The 18,109-nt window shown below is 38.5% G+C and carries 15 protein-coding genes; 13 read left to right on the top strand and 2 right to left on the bottom strand.

Going from position 1 to position 18,109, the window contains the following annotated elements:
- Nucleotides 1-262 precede the first annotated feature (262 nt).
- From TY15_RS20770 to mntR, 6 genes are all read left to right on the top strand, one after another.
- Nucleotides 263-1,669, top strand: coding sequence for a cytochrome ubiquinol oxidase subunit I (locus TY15_RS20770; protein WP_040208494.1), 1,407 nt, complete (start codon nucleotides 263-265; stop codon nucleotides 1,667-1,669).
- 1 nt (nucleotide 1,670) lies between these two features.
- On the top strand, nucleotides 1,671-2,684 hold the full coding sequence (gene cydB, locus TY15_RS20765; protein ID WP_040208495.1) for a cytochrome d ubiquinol oxidase subunit II: 1,014 nt from the start codon (nucleotides 1,671-1,673) through the stop codon (nucleotides 2,682-2,684).
- A complete protein-coding gene (cydD, locus tag TY15_RS20760) occupies nucleotides 2,684-4,402 on the top strand; it encodes a thiol reductant ABC exporter subunit CydD (protein WP_040208497.1) in 1,719 nt (572 codons plus the stop codon). The genes cydB and cydD overlap by 1 nt, the downstream gene beginning before the upstream one ends.
- A complete protein-coding gene (gene cydC, locus TY15_RS20755) occupies nucleotides 4,399-6,120 on the top strand; it encodes a thiol reductant ABC exporter subunit CydC (RefSeq protein WP_040208498.1) in 1,722 nt (573 codons plus the stop codon). Before cydD ends, cydC begins: the two co-directional genes overlap by 4 nt.
- A 93-nt stretch (nucleotides 6,121-6,213) precedes the next feature.
- Nucleotides 6,214-8,382 carry a DNA topoisomerase III gene (locus tag TY15_RS20750; RefSeq protein ID WP_040208500.1) on the top strand — a complete coding sequence of 723 codons (2,169 nt, stop codon included), beginning with the start codon at nucleotides 6,214-6,216 and terminating at the stop codon, nucleotides 8,380-8,382.
- A 94-nt stretch (nucleotides 8,383-8,476) separates the two neighbouring features.
- Nucleotides 8,477-8,899: a transcriptional regulator MntR gene (gene mntR / locus TY15_RS20745; protein WP_040208501.1), complete on the top strand. Its 423-nt coding sequence runs from the start codon at nucleotides 8,477-8,479 to the stop codon at nucleotides 8,897-8,899.
- Between the two features lie 104 nt (nucleotides 8,900-9,003).
- Here mntR and TY15_RS20740 read toward each other — a convergent pair whose 3' ends face one another.
- Entirely contained in the window at nucleotides 9,004-9,216 is a 213-nt protein-coding gene (locus TY15_RS20740) for a DUF3892 domain-containing protein (RefSeq protein WP_040208502.1), read from the bottom strand.
- A gap of 105 nt (nucleotides 9,217-9,321) precedes the next feature.
- On the bottom strand, nucleotides 9,322-10,230 hold the full coding sequence (metA, locus tag TY15_RS20735; protein WP_040208504.1) for a homoserine O-acetyltransferase MetA: 909 nt from the start codon (nucleotides 10,228-10,230) through the stop codon (nucleotides 9,322-9,324).
- 223 nt (nucleotides 10,231-10,453) lie between these two features.
- Between metA and TY15_RS20730 the strand changes: the two genes are divergently transcribed.
- The 7 genes from TY15_RS20730 (at nucleotide 10,454) to TY15_RS20700 (ending at nucleotide 18,014) form a co-directional block, all read left to right on the top strand.
- On the top strand, nucleotides 10,454-12,136 hold the full coding sequence (locus TY15_RS20730) for a formate--tetrahydrofolate ligase (RefSeq protein WP_244440973.1): 1,683 nt from the start codon (nucleotides 10,454-10,456) through the stop codon (nucleotides 12,134-12,136).
- A 31-nt stretch (nucleotides 12,137-12,167) separates the two neighbouring features.
- Entirely contained in the window at nucleotides 12,168-12,680 is a 513-nt protein-coding gene (locus TY15_RS20725) for a hypothetical protein (RefSeq protein WP_040208506.1), read from the top strand.
- Between the two features lie 135 nt (nucleotides 12,681-12,815).
- On the top strand, nucleotides 12,816-13,670 hold the full coding sequence (locus tag TY15_RS20720) for a DegV family protein (protein ID WP_040208507.1): 855 nt from the start codon (nucleotides 12,816-12,818) through the stop codon (nucleotides 13,668-13,670).
- Between the two features lie 73 nt (nucleotides 13,671-13,743).
- Nucleotides 13,744-14,391, top strand: a complete 648-nt coding sequence (locus TY15_RS20715; protein WP_040208508.1) for an HD domain-containing protein — start codon at nucleotides 13,744-13,746, stop codon at nucleotides 14,389-14,391.
- Complete coding sequence (locus TY15_RS20710) at nucleotides 14,388-16,274, top strand: ABC-F family ATP-binding cassette domain-containing protein (protein WP_040208510.1); 1,887 nt, start codon at nucleotides 14,388-14,390, stop codon at nucleotides 16,272-16,274. The genes TY15_RS20715 and TY15_RS20710 overlap by 4 nt, the downstream gene beginning before the upstream one ends.
- Before the next feature lie 116 nt (nucleotides 16,275-16,390).
- Entirely contained in the window at nucleotides 16,391-17,524 is a 1,134-nt protein-coding gene (locus TY15_RS20705; protein ID WP_040208511.1) for a conserved virulence factor C family protein, read from the top strand.
- 55 nt (nucleotides 17,525-17,579) lie between these two features.
- Nucleotides 17,580-18,014 (top strand): BrxA/BrxB family bacilliredoxin, encoded by a 435-nt coding sequence (locus tag TY15_RS20700; protein WP_040208513.1) that lies wholly within the window; start codon nucleotides 17,580-17,582, stop codon nucleotides 18,012-18,014.
- The last annotated feature ends 95 nt before the right edge of the window (nucleotides 18,015-18,109 follow it).

Genomic DNA, 18,109 nt, shown 5'->3' with positions numbered 1-18,109 from the left:
TTGCCTTTTGTCGACAATCTGAGAAGACTCCATTGTGAAGGAGTCTTCTTTTCGTTTCAGTTATTTTTGTCACAATATCGTCAAACTCAAATGAAAATTTCGTGACAACATTTGCTAATATAAAGAATGAATAAAGATAAATAATATGTATTATTAATAAATAATAATTATTATTTTACCTTTGCTCAATATCTATATAAGAATAATTGTAAATCGGAATGTGAAAGAGTGAACAAGATTATACTTTTGGAGGAGGATTAAAATGGATCAAGTGTTGTTGGCAAGGATACAATTTGCATCGACAACGATTTTCCACTTTTTCTTCGTACCGCTTTCTATTGGGCTAGTTTTTATGGTTGCTCTAATGGAAACGATGTATGTAAGGAAGGGAAACGAGCTTTACAAAAAAATGGCGAAATTTTGGGGACATTTATTTCTCATTAACTTCGCTGTTGGAGTTGTCACAGGGATCATCCAAGAGTTTCAATTTGGAATGAACTGGTCAGATTATTCAAGATTTGTAGGGGATGTTTTTGGCGCACCACTGGCAATTGAAGCATTGCTTGCCTTTTTCATGGAATCAACCTTTATAGGTCTCTGGATATTTGGCTGGGAGCGCTTATCGAAAAAACTCCATCTCGCTTGTATTTGGCTCGTGTCAATTGGGACTATTTTATCAGGCTTTTGGATTTTATCCGCAAATTCCTTTATGCAAGTCCCGGTTGGTTTTGAAATGAACAAGGGTCGGGCAGAAATGAATGATTTCTTTGCATTGATCACAAATGGTCAGTTATTAGTAGAATTTCCCCATGTTCTAACTGGGGCGTTGTGTACAGGGGCCTTTTTCGTTGCTGGGATTAGTGCCTATAATTTACTAAAAAAGAAACATGTTGAATTTTATAAAGCATCTATGAAATTAGCCATAGTCATCGGGTTAATTGGTAGTATTGGGACTGCCTTAAGTGGGCATACTCAAGCCCAATACTTAGTGAAAACACAGCCGATGAAAATGGCAGCTGCAGAAGGGATCTGGAAGGATACCCCAGATCCAGCACCATGGTCTGCATTAGCGATCATTGATACGATGAAAAAAGAGAACAAATTTGAAATTGAAATACCATATGCAATGAGCTTTTTAGCCTATTCAAAATTTGAAGGCGGCCTAAAAGGAATGGAAACATTACAAAAGGAATATTCGGTGAAGTATGATTCCGTTGTCGGAAAGGGAACAAACTATATTCCGCCTGTTAAGACAACCTACTGGAGTTTTAGATTAATGATTGGCTTTGGGGTAGCGATGATTTTATTAGCTTTAGTGGGAGCCTATTTATGGAGAAAGAATGCATTGGATCGCAGTCGTTTGTTCTTGAAACTATTGCTGCCTGCTATTTCATTCCCGTTTCTTGCTAATACGTTTGGCTGGGTGATGACTGAAATTGGCCGTCAGCCATGGTCTGTTTTTGGCTTAATGACCACAGCTGATGCTGTTTCACCAAATGTTTCATCAGGAACAATACTTTTCTCGATTATTATGTATATGTTGATTTTTACTATTCTTGCAGGTGTGATGATTTATTTATTAGTTCGAGAAATTAAGAAAGGACCAGAAATGAAACATCACAGCAATGATAAGATTTCAACGGATCCTTTTAATAAGGTAGGTGCTTAAGATGGAATTAAGTGAATTGTGGTTTGTCTTAATCGCTGTCGTTTTTATTGGATTTTTCTTCCTGGAAGGCTTTGATTTTGGTGTAGGCATGGCAACTCGATTTTTAGCTCGAGGACAAACGGAACGTACGGTTATGGTTAATACGATTGGACCCTTCTGGGATGCAAATGAGGTTTGGTTATTAACGGGTGGGGGAGCCATCTTCGCTGCATTTCCACATTGGTATGCAACGATGTTTAGCGGCTATTATATTCCATTGCTTGCTGTCCTACTGTGTTTAATTGGACGCGGCGTCTCGTTTGAATTCCGTCGTAAAGTCGATAATCCGAAATGGACAAAAATTTGGGATTGGGTCATTTTTTTCGGAAGCCTTTTACCGCCATTTTTGCTTGGAGTCCTATTTACAAGTATGCTTAAAGGTATGCCGATACAAGATGATATGAATATGAGAGCTGGCTTCACTGATTTTATTAATGTTTATTCGCTTTGGGGCGGATTAACGGTAACATTACTTTGCTTTTTACATGGTCTCTATTTCTTATCACTAAAGACGGTTGACGATATTAGAAAGCGTGCCTCTCAATTGGCTAAAAAAGTAATTGTCGCGGTTTTGGGGGCGCTAGTGGTTTTAGTGGTCTTGTCCTATTTCATGACAGATATTTTTGAGGTACGCCTCATTCCAGAGATAGCTCTTGTCGTTCTAATTGTCCTAGCATATGGTTTATCGTGGTATTTTAATACAAAACAACGCGAAGGCTTGGCCTTTACGATGTCAGGATTAGGTTTAGCTGCAACGATTTCTGCCATTTTCGTTGGGCTATTCCCAAGAGTAATGATTAGCTCGATCAGCAAGGCATTTGATTTAACAGTTTATAATGCCTCAAGTGGGGCGTATTCTTTAAAAATCATGACGATTGTTGCGTTAACAGTATTACCATTTGTATTGGGATATACGATTTGGAGTTATTATGTTTTCCGGAAACGTGTATCTGAGAAGGAGCATTTAACCTACTGATGGATAAAGTGTTGTTTTCCTATAATGGCGTGAAACTGCATTTGGTGAAACTTTCTATCTTGACTGTTTTTCAAAGTGTCATGATTATTATACAGGCCTATTCATTGGCAGAAGCAATCTCCTCCCTTTTTGGGGGAGATTTGTTTCGTCAGGTCGTAAATAGTTTACTCCTATTCATTATCGCTCTTATCGTAAGGCAATTGATCACGGGATGGAAAAAGACTATTGCCTTTCAATTTGCTAAAAAAACGAGTGAAAATCTTCTCGATGAATTGATGCAAAAATTATTTCAACTTGGTCCGAGGTTTGTAAGAGGTGAAGGGTCTGGCCAGACCATTACCTTAGTAATGGAAGGCATGAGACGATTTCGCCGCTATCTCGAGCTAATTTTTATCAAAACAATGAACATGGCACTCATCCCAGTCACTATTTTACTTGTGATATTTTATTTAAATATTCGTTCGGCAGTCATTTTAGGACTGGCAGTCCCTATCCTGATTGCTTTTATGATTCTACTCGGATATGCGGCAAAAAGTAAAGCGGATCAACAATACGAATCCTATCATTTATTATCTAATCACTTTGTAGATTCATTAAGAGGACTGGAGACACTTAAATATTTAGGTCTAAGTAAGCAGCATATTGATCAAATTTCCTTAGTAAGTGAAAGATATAGGCGCTCCACGATGGCAACATTGAAATTAGCCTTCTTATCTTCCTTTGCGATGGACTTTTTTACAATGCTTTCAATTGCCACGGTTGCTGTTTTCTTAGGGATGGGCTTAATAAATGGCACGATGGAACTTTTCCCTGCCTTAACCATTTTAATTTTAGCTCCTGAATATTTTTTACCAATAAGAGAACTTGGTGCAGATTACCACGCTACACTTGATGGGAAAAATGCAGGTAAAAAAATGGAGGAAATTATTGCTAAGGAGTCAATAGTTCAACTCCAAGTCCGTGTCCCGATTTGGGATTCAACCAGTAGATTAGCCATTAAAGATTTAAATGTTATGTTTCCTGAAAGTAATCAGGAAGGATTGCAGAATATAAATTTTTCCATAGCGGGTGTAAAAAAAATTGGGATTATCGGTGCTAGTGGTGCAGGTAAATCTACTTTAATTGATGTATTAGGCGGTTTTATACCACCAACAAGCGGAGAAATTCAACTCGGTGATCAGAAGATAACATCCTTATCTGTTTTGGATTGGCAAAGACAAGTAAGTTATATTCCACAGCATCCATATATTTTTAATGATACACTGTTCAACAATATCCGCTTTTATCACCCTAATGCAAACATGGAGGAAGTCTTTGAAGCAGTAAAAAGTGCAGGCTTATTAGAAGTGATGCAGGATTTACCGAAAGGACTTGATACGATCATTGGAGATGGTGGGCAAGCACTTAGTGGGGGACAGGAGCAGCGTATCGCTCTAGCTCGCGCCTTTATTGGGAATCGTCCGATTATTCTACTAGATGAGCCCACAGCGCATTTGGATATTGAAACAGAAGATGAGTTAAAAGAAACTATGCTGCGATTGTTTGATAAAAAACTCGTATTTTTTGCTACCCATCGCTTACATTGGATGCTCAATATGGACCAAATTCTCGTACTTAATCACGGACATCTTGTAGAACGGGGTACACATATCCAATTAATGGAACAAAAGGGGACATACCGTCAGCTTGTTCAGCAACAAATGGGGGGAATCTCATGAATAAAAAAAAATGGCTCTTCCCTTATTTACAACAAAATCGAGGATTATTTACCCTTTCAATTCTACTCGGCGCCTTAACGATCCTTTTTGGAGCTTCGTTAATGTTTACATCTGGTTATCTTATTTCAAAAGCGGCAACTCAACCTGAATCGATTTTAATGGTTTATGTACCAATAGTAGGGGTTCGGACCTTTGGAATAGGCCGAGCTGCTTTAAGTTACGTGGAAAGATTAATTGGTCATAGCTTAATTTTAAAAATCTTATCCGAGATGCGGATTAGACTCTATAAAATAGTTGAACCGCAAGCTTTATTTATCCGTTCAAGATTCCGAACGGGTGACATTCTTGGCGTGCTTGCTAATGATATCGATCATCTACAGGACTTTTATTTAAAAACCTTATTTCCTGCGATTGTTTCTTTAGTCATTTATGTCCTAATTATTGTTTGGGCGGGCTTTTTCTCAGTTTCGTTTGCGATTAGTCTTGTCCTATTCATTGGGTTGCTGGTTTTTGTAGGGCCCATTGTTTCCCTATTGTATATGAAAACAAAGAATGAACAAATAAAAACTGGCAGAAATCAATTATATCAACAATTTACAGAAACTATATTTGGTATAAGTGACTGGATTTTTAGTGGTCATTATGTAGATATGATTCATCGATATGAACGCCAAGAGCAGAAACTGCTTGATCTTGAAAAAAAGAAGAATAACTTCTTAAACTGGCGCGATTTAAGTAATCAGATTATCCTCGGGGCTATTGTTCTGTTTTCTATTTATACTGCAAACGACTTAAAAATGAGTGGAGAAGTGCCAGGGACTTTCATTGCTGCCTTTGGGTTGGTAATGCTGTCATTGCTAGAATCCTTTTTACCACTTGCCGGAGCGATTAGTGATACAACCATATATCAAGATTCGGTAAATCGACTAGAGTCTATTCAAACGGCAGAACCTATACAGGATGAACTGGACGAAGGTCTACCAAGTAGGTCGCCTATTTCAATTGAACTAAAGGGTGTAACTTTTAGTTATACGGAGAAAAGATTGTTGGACAGTGTGAATATTCAAGTGACTCAAGGTCAGAAAATAGCGATAATCGGAAGGAGCGGTTCAGGGAAGTCGACTGTTTTAAAACTCATATATGGAGCCCTTGTCCCTGCCGGAGGGGAAGTCACGATTAATGGTCAAAAGGCGCATTATTTGGAATCAATAATGCCAAAAGTAATGGCCGTACTTAATCAAAAAGCCTATTTGTTTAATACATCCGTCATCAATAACATCCGACTTGGAAATCCAAATGCAACGGATGAGGAAGTATATCAAGCAGCACGGATGGTCCAATTAGATGAGATGATTAGGAAATTACCTAATGGGTATGAGACAAATATGCAAGAAACGGGACAGCGATTTTCAGGTGGTGAGAGGCAGCGGATTGCCTTGGCAAGAGTATTACTGCAAAATACCCCAGTTGTCTTATTGGACGAACCCACAGTTGGTCTCGACCCCATTACAGAAGCAACATTACTAGCCATGATGTTTGACACCTTAAAGGATAAGACGATCATATGGGTGACCCATCATTTAATCGGAGTAGATAAAATGGATCGGATTCTTTTTCTTGATAATGGAAAAATTGTCATGGAAGGTACTCATCAACAATTACTAAAAAATGAAGCAAGATATCGGCAACTTTATGCCCTAGATCGACCATTTTCTTAAGGAAGCTCCATTTGAATCCCTTATTTTATCGCTTTACGAAATTGATTTGAAGTGGGAAAATGAATGTGGGTAACGTAAAAAGGAGCATATGAAATGAAATTAATTATTGCGGAAAAGCCCGATCAGGGTTCGACTCTAGCTTCTATTTTTAAACACAAAAAGCAAAGTGGCTTTATTGAAATTTTTCCAAATGATATGTTTACGAAAGGGGCCTACGTGACTTGGGCAATCGGTCACCTGTGTCAGCTTGTTTCCCCAGAAAAGTATGAAGCAGGCTGGAAAAAATGGTCTTTAGATAACTTGCCAATCATACCTGAACAATTCCAGTATGAAGTAACGAAAGATAAAGCAAAGCAATTTGCTGTTATCAAAAAACTAGTCTCAAACCCAGCAGTGACAGAAATTATCCATGCAGGGGATGCTGGGCGCGAAGGTGAGTTAATCATTCGGAACATTTTACGATTAACCAACTGTAAAAAGCCAATGAAACGTCTGTGGATTTCTTCCTTAACACCGAACGCGATTCGTGAAGGATTTACTAAATTATTAGATGAAAAGGATACAAAAAGTTTATACTTTGAGGCTTATACCCGTGCATGTGCAGATTGGGTAGTAGGAATGAACGGATCAAGGCTTTATAGTTTACTTCTACAAAAGAAGGGATTTTCAGATGTCTTTTCTGTTGGACGGGTCCAAACACCCACTTTAGCACTCATCGTAAAAAGAGAACTAGAGATTGAGCACTTTAAGTCTGAGCCTTTTTGGGAGGTTCTTGCCCATTTTGCTATGAACGGTAAGAAATATACTGGGAAGTGGCAGAATGATGGAGAAACTCGCATAAAGACTAAGGAGTTGGCGGAAAAAGTGGCGGCCTTTTGCCGAGAAAAACCGGCTGAAGTGGACGAGGTCCTATCCGAAAGAAAGGAATTTCTACCACCACTCCTTTACAACCTTTCAGCATTACAGGCAGAGGCAAATAAACGTTATAAATTTCCGCCTAAAAATACGTTAGATACCCTACAAAAACTCTATCAAAAAGGTTTTGTATCATATCCCCGCTCAGATTCAAGGTATGTGACGAAAGAAGAAGCCAATACCTTCCCTGAAATTTTGAAAAAGTTAAGCAATATGAAAGATTATACGAGTTATTTTCCATTACCAGTTGATTCCATCGTAAATAACAAACGTTATGTAAACGAAAAGAAAGTAACTGATCACTATGCGATTATCCCAACAGAACAAATCCCCAATGTGGAAAGGCTTAGTCCTGACGAACGGAAAATCTATGATTTAATTGTAACAAGTTTAATTGCTGCTCATTACAATAAGTCAGTAGTAGAATATACCACCGTTACTACGTTAGTCGATGGAAGAGCAGCCTTTATTTCTAAGGGGAAGGTACAATTAGAAGAGGGTTGGAGAAAGGTCTTGTATTCAAAGGACCGTGAGGACGTACCAGAGCTTCCTTTACTGACAAAGGGAGAGCAAGGGAAAACTGGTAAGGTGGAAGTGAAAGACAGTCAGACACAACCGCCCAAACGTTATACGGAGGGCCAGCTGATTACATTAATGAAAACGGCTGGTAAGCATATTGATGATAAAGAGCTTGAAAAAATTTTATCAAAAACAGAGGGTCTAGGAACAGAGGCTACTAGAGCGGGAATTATCACTATGCTTAAGGATCGCTTATATATTGAAGTAAAGAAGAATGTTGTGTATGCAACGGCAAAGGCTAAAATTTTAATTGAGGCAATCGGACAAGAAATTCTTGCATCACCAGAGATGACAGCGAAGTGGGAGCAAAAACTGAAGGAGATTTCGGAAGGCTCCGCCGTACCAAAGCATTTTATGGAACAAACAAAAAAGATGGTTGTCCATTTAATATCTTCTAGTATGGAGCAAGCGGGCAATTGGTCATTTTCTGAAGAGGTTACTGAAAATTTTACTCCAGGTAAACAAAAGGGACGGAAAAAATCTGTTACCAAACTTGGATCTTGTAAAAAGTGCGATGGGGTTATTATTGATAAAGGAAGCTTTTACGGGTGCAGTAACTATAAAAATAACCAATGTAATTTTACCATCTCTAAAAAAATTCTTGGAAAAAACATTACCCAAAAAAACGTAAAATTGCTTCTTTCAGAAGGAAAAACAGAACTGATTGAAGGCTTTGTCAACAAGGATAAAACCTTCAATGCAAGACTTTTCCTAGATGAACAGGAACAAAGAGTTAAGTTTTTGTTTGAAGAAACGGCAAATAAATAGTTCCTTCCAGCATCAACAAAGTGATAAAGATCCTTGTCACTCATTTTCTTCTATAGTAAACTTTAAGTTGAGTAATTTTTTTGGAGGTCAAGGGATGCCAACACCAAGTATGGAAGATTATATTGAACAAATATATATATTAATTGAAGAAAAAGGATACGCCCGGGTCTCAGATATTGCCGAAGCGCTATCTGTTCATCCCTCCTCAGTTACGAAAATGGTGCAAAAACTTGATAAAGACGACTATTTAGTTTATGAAAAATACAGAGGCTTTAGTTTAACGTCTAAAGGGAACAAAATTGGCAAACGTTTAGTCTTTCGTCATGAGTTACTAGAACAATTCCTCAAAATTATTGGCGTTAAGGATGAAAACATTTACCATGATGTTGAAGGGATTGAACATCACTTGAGTTGGGATTCAATCGATCGAATTGGAGATCTTGTCCAGTTTTTTGAAGATGACCAAAATAGGGTGAGTGCATTAAAAGATATTCAAAAACAAAATGAACATGGATGATACAGGGAAAGTACGTGGCGCCTGGAATTGGACAATTTTCAAAATCGAAACATATAAATTCTGATATTACAAGAAAGCACCTAGCCGAAAAAAGCTAGGTGCTTTTAAAATAAATTAGGGTAATCGTCAAAAGAAGAATGAGTATCTGGCGCAAGGAGAGTAGTACCTTCTCCGCCATTGACAGGCTGTACCCCTTGAATCAGGCCGTTTTCGGCATCCATTAACGCTTTACGGTAGGAAATAATTCTCCCCTCGGAAGTGACAAAACTGATAATCTCCCCAAAATGATTTCGATGAACTGCTGTGATCGTTTCCATGAATCATTCCCCTTTCCATACTATTATTTCTATATCATATGAAAAATAAACAAAAGGGGATATTCAATTATTAGGAATTAAGAAGTTGCGAGAAAGGACAGTTCTTTAACCCCAAAAAAAAGGAGTTTCCTGATAAACATAATAATTGAGCCAATTGGAAAAGAACAAGTGTCCATGAGAGCGCCAACGGTTAATAGGGGGCTGTGTTGGATCATTGTTAGGAAAATAATTTTCGGGCATATGGATCTCAAGACCTTTATTTAAGTCTCTTTCATATTCCTGAGCAAGCGAATCAGATTCATATTCTAAATGTCCAGTGATCATGACGTGTTTTCGATCATTAGAAGCAATCAAAAGTGCTCCAGCATCTTCTGAGGCGGCTAGTAATTTTAAATGGGGATTTTTCAAAATAGCCTCAATAGATACATCCGTGTAGCGGGAATGTGGTGCAAAAAATTGATCATCAAAGCCTCGTAATAAAGTATCATTTTGTTCGAAAATACGGTGAGCGTAGATTCCTGAGCATTTCCGCCGCAGCTCAAATTTATCAATACCATAATGATAGTAAAGCCCTGCTTGCGCCCCCCAACAAATATGTAAAGTTGACGTAACATTATGGTTGGCCCAGTCCATTATCTCTGTTAATTCTGACCAATATTTGACCTGATCAAATGCTAAGAGTTCAACAGGAGCACCCGTAATAATCATTCCGTCAAATTTTTGATTCTTGATTTGCTGGAAGGTCGTATAAAACTGCTCCAAGTGTTGTTTACTCGTATGGGTAGATTCATAGGAGTTTGTTTTTAAAAAATTTACATTTACCTGTAGCGGAGAGTTACCTAGTAAACGTAATAACTGTGTTTCTGCTTTTTCTTTTTCAGGCATTAAATTCAAAATGAGAATATTTAATGGCCTGATATCCTGGCTACCAGCACGTTCAATGTCCATTATGAAAATATTTTCCTGCTCAAGAACCTCACGGGCAGGTAAAAGCTTTGGAATGTTAATTGGCAAGTGACCATCCCCTTCTCAAATATTAAAGTACGAATACAATGGCTTCCCCATAAAGTCAATGAATAGTAAAAAATTCGATATGTACATTATAAACATTATTATAAATTCAGAAAAGATAATAATTTTTTAAAAATAAATTATCGGAAATGAATGGGGTATTTTGATACAATGGAGTGGTAGTTTAGGTTATTAAATATGCTGAATGCGGGGGATTCATGTGGCTATGAAAACATCAGTAAAGTCGGACATTGAAATTGCGCAAGCATCGGAAATGAAGCCAATTGTAGAGATTGCGGCAAAAATCGGGTTACAGGAAGATGATCTTGAGCTTTATGGTAAATATAAAGCGAAAATATCTAATGAAGCATTAGCAAAGTTGAAGACAAACGAAAGTGGAAAAGTTATTCTCGTCACTTCGATTAATCCAACCCCTGCGGGTGAAGGAAAATCGACTGTTACCGTTGGACTTGGTGATGCCTTTAATAAGATCGGAAAAAAAGCGATGATTGCGATGCGTGAACCTTCACTTGGCCCCACAATGGGAATTAAGGGTGGAGCCACTGGTGGTGGTTACTCACAAGTCTTACCAATGGAGGACATTAATTTACATTTTACAGGTGATCTTCACGCGATAACTACAGCAAACAATGCACTTGCCGCATTAATTGATAACCATCTCCAACAAGGAAATGAACTAAACATAGATCAGCGTCGGATTGTTTGGAAACGGGCTCTTGATTTAAATGATCGGGCCTTAAGAAAAGTGATTATTGGACTTGGTGGTCCGCTTCAAGGTGTACCACGAGAAGATGGTTTTGATATTACGGTAGCTTCGGAAATAATGGCAGTATTATGTTTAGCATCTGACTTAAAGGATTTAAAATTAAGATTATCACGAATGGTTATTGCCTATAATGGTGATAAAGAACCAGTAACGGTAGGAGATCTTGGTGTTGAAGGAGCCTTAACCTTACTGCTAAAAGAGGCAGTAAAGCCCAATTTAGTCCAAACCATTGAACATACTCCCGCACTCATTCATGGAGGACCATTTGCTAATATTGCCCATGGGTGTAACAGTGTGATTGCAACCACTGCCGCAACGAAGTTAGCAGATTTTGTTATTACGGAAGGTGGCTTTGGTGCCGATTTAGGAGCCGAGAAGTTTTTACATATTAAATCTAGGAGTGCGGGGATTAAACCAGAAGCAGTCGTCGTCGTTGCGACGATTCGTGCTTTGAAAATGCATGGTGGAGTCGCAAAACAAGATTTAGCCAAAGAGAACGTTCCATGTCTTAGCATTGGAGTTGCTAATTTACAAAAACATATAGAAACCATTAAGTGTTTTGGTTTACCAGTAGTTGTAGCAATCAATAAATTTATTTCTGACACGGACTTAGAAGTCCATACCTTGCTTGACTGGTGTGAACGAGAGAATGTCGCAGTTGCCTTAACCGAGGTTTGGGAAAAAGGTGGAGCTGGCGGCATTGAGCTGGCGGAAAAATTATTAGAAGTTATCGATAAAGGTGTGAATAATTTCCATCCTTTATATGACATCTCTGACTCAATTGAACAAAAAATAATGACAATTGTTCAAAAAGTTTATGGTGGGAAAACTGTTGAGTTTTCACCAAAAGCCAAAAAACAATTAGTAGACTTTGAAAAGTTTGGTTGGTCTAATCTGCCTGTCTGTATGGCAAAATCACAATATTCTTTGTCTGATGATCCGACCAAACTAGGTCGTCCAACTGACTTTACGGTTACGATTAGAGAATTCAAGCCATCGATTGGAGCTGGATTTATTGTTGCCCTAACAGGCGAGGTGATGACGATGCCAGGTCTTCCAAAGAAACCTGCAGCCCTAAATATGGATGTGGATGAGAATGGGAATGCAATTGGGCTCTTCTAAAAAGATGGCCTAGGAGGAGTAAAAAGAATTCATGTTTGATCCAACAGCATTTGACAATATGAAAGTGGTATTGGAAGGAGCAATATACGATAGAGACCTTCGAGGCGAACTTGTCATTACAGATCGAAATGATGTAATGAACATGGCCAAAATGTCTCGTTCCTTCGACATAGTCTTTCAGTTACCTGACAAGATGGTTTCAGGAATAATGAAATTAGAGTCTAAGCTTCACAATTTGACTGCAGAATTATTGTCAAGCTCTGCAACAAATCAGCTTGCTGGATGCTATGTGGAGTTAAAATTTATCATCAAGACTAGCAGTGAAGTAGATTACCAAAAAGTAAAACATATCCTCCTCGGTATATGGGGAGAAACGAGGAAAATTGAACTGTCCAGTATTTCTTATCCATTAGAAGCGAACAAGACAAAGTCAACTGTCCTAACAGTCGACTTTGATCGATTGGTTACAGAAGATCAAATGGATGATTTAGTGGAGATGACTGAGTTTATGATGACGAGTCTTGAGCAACTGAGCCGACTATAGGTAATATACAGAATAAAACCAGCGGAAGTGAGAGCTGGTTTTATTTATTGTTTTAATATTTACAATTTTCTATTTTAAGGGTAGGATAATACTAATCAGATATTAAGACCAGGTACTGAAAAGGGGGAGATGACATTGATTAGGACGGCATGGGTTACCGATAGTACGGCATACTTAGAGGAAGATCTTCAAAACCACCCTGATTTATTTACGATTCCATTAACCGTTTTGTTAGATGGAAAAGAATATTCCGATGGGATTGACTTAACTTCAAAACAGTTATTTGAAAAGCTAAAACAGCTAAAGAATCCACCATTAACTTCACAACCATCTGTTGGAGCGTTTCAGTCCTTATATGAACAACTCGCAAAAGAATACGACCAAATTGTAACCGTTCTTATTTCAGGTAAATTAAGTGGGACAGTATCTTCAAGTAACCAAGCTGCAAAGCTCGTTGATATTCCTGTAACGACCTTTGATTCGCAAATCCTTACCTATCCAATGACTGCCTTACTAAAAAAAGGAATGGAATTATTAGCATCCGGTCATAGCATTCAATCATTAGTAGAACAATTGAAACAAATGAGGGACACAAATGAGACGTATGTACTTGTTGGCAGCTTAGAACAGCTTCATCGTGGCGGGCGGATGTCAGGCTTACAATTCTTTCTCGGCAGTATGCTAAACGTGAAGCCGATTATTTCCATTGATAACGGTGCACTTAGTGTCAAAGAAAAAGTCAGAGGTGAGAAAAAAGCAAAAGAAAAAATCCTTGATTATTTTCGATTAGCTTATGAAAAAAATCGATTTAAGGAAGTTTATATTTTGTATGGTTTACATAAAGATCAGGCAGATGAATGGCGAAAACAATTGGAGGAACAATTTCCACAAGTAGACATCATTTGCTGTCCATTAGGAGCTGTTATCGGCGTCCATGCGGGAGAAAATACACTAGGAATTAGTTGGTTTAATGGATTGCAGCATAACTAACCTCAAATATTTGGGGTTATTTTTTATTTATCTTTCATGATAAAATAGCAAGGGTGAAGGCAGGTGACGTAATATGATTAACATTATTGAACATACGGAAAAATTTGTCCGAAACGAATTAGGAGCCGATGCAACGGGACATGATTGGTTCCATGTCGACCGTGTCCGGCGAAATGCCTTACATATTTGTAAACAAGAAATGACAGGTGACCCGTTTATTATTGAAATGGCGGCGCTTCTCCATGACATTTCTGATGAGAAACTAAACGAAAGCGTTGAAAAAGGTCAAGAGAAGCTGACTGCCTTCTTTGAATCCATTAACCTTTCTGAGAATGCCAAGATTCATATTACACAAATAATCGAAACTATTTCATATAAGGGTGGAAAAAATACAAAACTTCAATCGGTTGAAGCAAAAATTGTCCAAGATGCGGACCGCTTAGATGCGATTGGTGCGATCGGAATTGCAAGGGCGTTTGCATATGGCGGGAAAAAGGGCCAACCCATCTATGACCCAGCTATTCAGGTGAGGGAAGAGATGAGTATCGAGGAATATCGAAAAGGAAAATCAACTACTATACATCATTTCTATGAAAAACTGTTAAAACTTAAAGAATTACTTAATACAGAAACTGCTCGAGGATTGGCGGAGAGTCGCCAACAAATGATGGTCGAGTTTTTAGAACAATTTTATCAAGAATGGGATGGACTAGATTTATGAGAATGCTGACAGTGGAAAATGTATCAAAAACATATGGAGAGAAACAGCTATTTAACGAAATTTCATTTACGATTAGCGAAAAAGAACGTGTTGGCTTAATTGGAATTAATGGTACAGGAAAATCGTCTCTATTGAAGATTATCGCTGGCATAGATACGCCTGATGAGGGAAAGATCATTACGGCAAAGGATTATTCCATTTCATTCTTGGACCAACAACCAGATTTAGATGAACACAAGACTGTTCTCGAACAAGTTTTTCATGGAGAAGCTCCCGTATTAAATTTGATGCGCGGCTATGAAAAGACTTTATTGAAATTGAATATTTCCCCAACTGATACGCTTGTTCAAGAAGAATTATTCCAATTACAAAAGCAAATGGATGCACTAAATGCATGGGATGCTAGCTCGAATGCTAAGTCGATTTTAATGAAGTTAGGGATAGAGGATTTTACCAAGAAAATTGGCGAACTTTCTGGTGGACAGAAAAAAAGGGTGGCCTTGGCACAAGTATTAATTGCTGAGCCTGATCTGCTCATCCTGGACGAGCCGACCAACCATCTCGATTTCGATTCGGTGAAGTGGTTGGAAGATTATTTAAGTCGGTATAATGGCTGCATTTTACTGGTTACGCATGACCGCTACTTTTTAGATAGAGTCGCCAACCGTATGTTTGAATTAGATGGAGGCAATCTGTATGCTTACAAAGGTAATTATGCTGCCTTTTTAGAATCAAAGGCCATTCGTGAAGAAAACGAAGCGGCGACCTTTGAGAAAAATAAAAATCTCTTTCGAAGAGAGCTTGAATGGATTAGACGTGGTGCAAAAGCGAGATCAACTAAACAGAAGGCTCGTATTCAACGGTTTGATGAGCTTGATAATAAAATTTCAGGTGGTAAACCGTCTGGAGAAAAACTAGATATCTCGTTAAATGGAAGCAGACTAGGCAAACAAGTATTTGAATTAAAGGATGCTTCAAAACGGTACGAAGAAAAAGTGATTCTTACTCATTTTGATTTATTGGTCAAACCAGGGGATAGAATTGGTATTATCGGTAATAACGGTACTGGTAAATCGACATTATTAAATATTTTAGCTAATAAGATCCCGCTTGATGAAGGTGAAATCATTATGGGTCAAACGGTTAAGTTTGCCTATTATACCCAAGAAAGCGAAGACATGGATGAAAACAAGCGGATGATCGAGTATATTAAAGAGACTGCTGAGATCGTCGAAACCTCTGATGGGAAAACAATATCTGCTGCGCAAATGCTTGAGCGTTTTCTATTTCCTCCATTTACGCATGGGACTCCTATCCGCAAGCTGTCTGGCGGAGAAAAACGTCGTCTTTACTTGTTAAAGCTTTTGATGACTGCACCAAATGTGCTTTTACTAGATGAGCCTACTAATGATCTTGATACACAAACCTTAACCGTCCTTGAAGATTATTTGGAGGAATTTCCAGGCGTTGTTATCACGGTTTCCCATGATCGCTATTTTCTCGATAAAGTGGCTGAACAACTGCTAATTTTACGGGGTGAAGGGAAAGTAAGCTCATTCTATGGGAATTACAGTGAGTACCTTGAAAAAGAAACAGCGCATGAAGCTCAAAAAACAGTAACAAAGGCGGTTTCGCCTGTGAAAGTGCAAGAAAAAGAAAAGAAGAAAAAGTTGACCTTCAAGGAGCAAAAGGAATGGGAAGAAATTGACGAGGTCATTGCGAAGACAGAGTCAAGTCTAGAGGAAGTACAGACAGAGATGGCAAAGGTAGGCAGTGATTTTACAAAAGCACAAGAATTAATGCAGCAGGAAAATGCATTAAACGAGAAGTTAGAGTACTTAATCGAGCGCTGGTCCTATCTCGCAGAAATAGCTGAAAACTAATAAAGCCTATGATCTCTTTTTATGGACTTACGGTTTTTGAAGAGCATAACCGATGAATGAATCTTAATTAATATGATAAACTTGTAAAAGAAAACAATTAGAATTAGGTGATGGCTTTGAAAATTAAGGCGATTGAACCAACGCCAAGTCCAAATACGATGAAAATCAATTTAGATCAAGAACTACCAATGGGTAAGAGTCATAATTATAAAAAAGATACTGCTGCGGATGGCCCTGCCATTATTCAGGCGATTTTACAAATTGATGGAATCAAAGGTGTCTATCATGTCGCCGATTTTCTTGCAGTCGAACGGAACGCGAAATATGATTGGAAAGATTTATTACCACAAGTCCGTCAAGCGTTTGGAGAAAAAGCGGACGAAGCGACTTCAAGCTTAGTGATGGATGAACATTTTGGTGAAATAAAGGTAGAAGTCCAAATGTTTAAGGAAATTCCATTACAAGTAAAGTTGACAGATAGTTCAACTGAACGCAGGTTTGGTATGCCAGACTACTTTTTAAAGGCGAGGGAACAGGCGCAACTACCCGAAGATAATTATATCCTGTTGCGAAAATGGCATAATCAAGGGGTCAGATATGGAGATTTTGAACAGATTGGTCAGGAAGTAGTGGAAGAATTAATTGCTGCCTATCCAAAGGAGCGTCTGGAAGCACTCGTAAAAAAAGCACAGACCATCGAAACCACATCTGGTCCTAAAACGATTCGGGCTCGGAAAAAAGCAACGATGGATGATTTAATGAATCCAGACTGGCAGGTACGCTATCAGCTGCTCGAACAAATGGATGACCCTGCATTAGAGGATTTACCTGTTCTAGAAAAGGCCTTATCAGATGAAAAACCGTCTATTCGCCGACTTGCGACAGTATATCTTGGTATGATCAAGGAAAAAGAGGTATTGCCGCTTTTATATAGAGCTCTTAAGGATAAAACAGTGACGGTCAGAAGAACGGCAGGCGATTGTTTATCCGATTTAGGGTTTCCTGAGGCATCTGAAGAAATGGCAAACGCCTTAAAAGATGTTAGTAAATTAGTCAGATGGCGGGCAGCGATGTTCCTTTATGAAGTGGGGGATGAAAAGTCGCTTCCAGCTCTTAAGGAAGCGGAAAATGACCCGGAATTTGAAGTGAGTATGCAAATCAAAATGGCGATTGAAAGAATTGAAGGCGGCGAGGAAGCTAAAGGGTCTGTATGGAAACAAATGACGGAGGCAAGAAAAACAGACCAATAATTTTGTGAAAGCAAAACAATAATGTATCCTAAATAGGAGAAATGGAGTGAAAAATATGTCAAATGCGTATGATGAATATATGAAACAAATGGTAGTACCAATGCGAGAAGAGTTAACAAGAGCAGGTTTTGAAGAGTTGAAAACGCCTGAAGAAGTTGAAGCTTTTATGAACGAGTCAACTGGAACGACCTTAGTGGTTGTGAATTCCGTCTGCGGCTGTGCAGCAGGATTAGCACGACCTGCGGCAACACAAGCTGTTTTAAATAGTGAGAAAAAGCCTGAACATTTAGTAACAGTTTTTGCTGGGCAGGATAAAGAAGCAACAGCAAAAATGCGTGAGTATTTTGAAGGAATTGAGCCTTCATCTCCGTCAATGGCATTGGTAAAGGATAAAAAGGTGGTACATTTCATTCCAAGGCATGATATTGAAGGAATGCCAATGGAAGCTGTGATGGAAAATTTAATGGGTGCACTCAAAACTCATTGCTAAAAAGGATGTCATTTGACATCCTTTCAGATTGGCGACAAAAGGCATCGAGAGGCCTCCCTTTCGGTGTCTTTTGTCATTTTTGGATAGGATTGCTG

Origin of the sequence: Neobacillus jeddahensis, from assembly GCF_000612625.1 — a bacterium.
Lineage (GTDB): Bacteria > Bacillota > Bacilli > Bacillales > Cytobacillaceae > Neobacillus > Neobacillus jeddahensis.
Note: the sequence above shows the minus strand (reverse complement) of the source record. Positions and strands in the feature narration are given on the sequence as shown.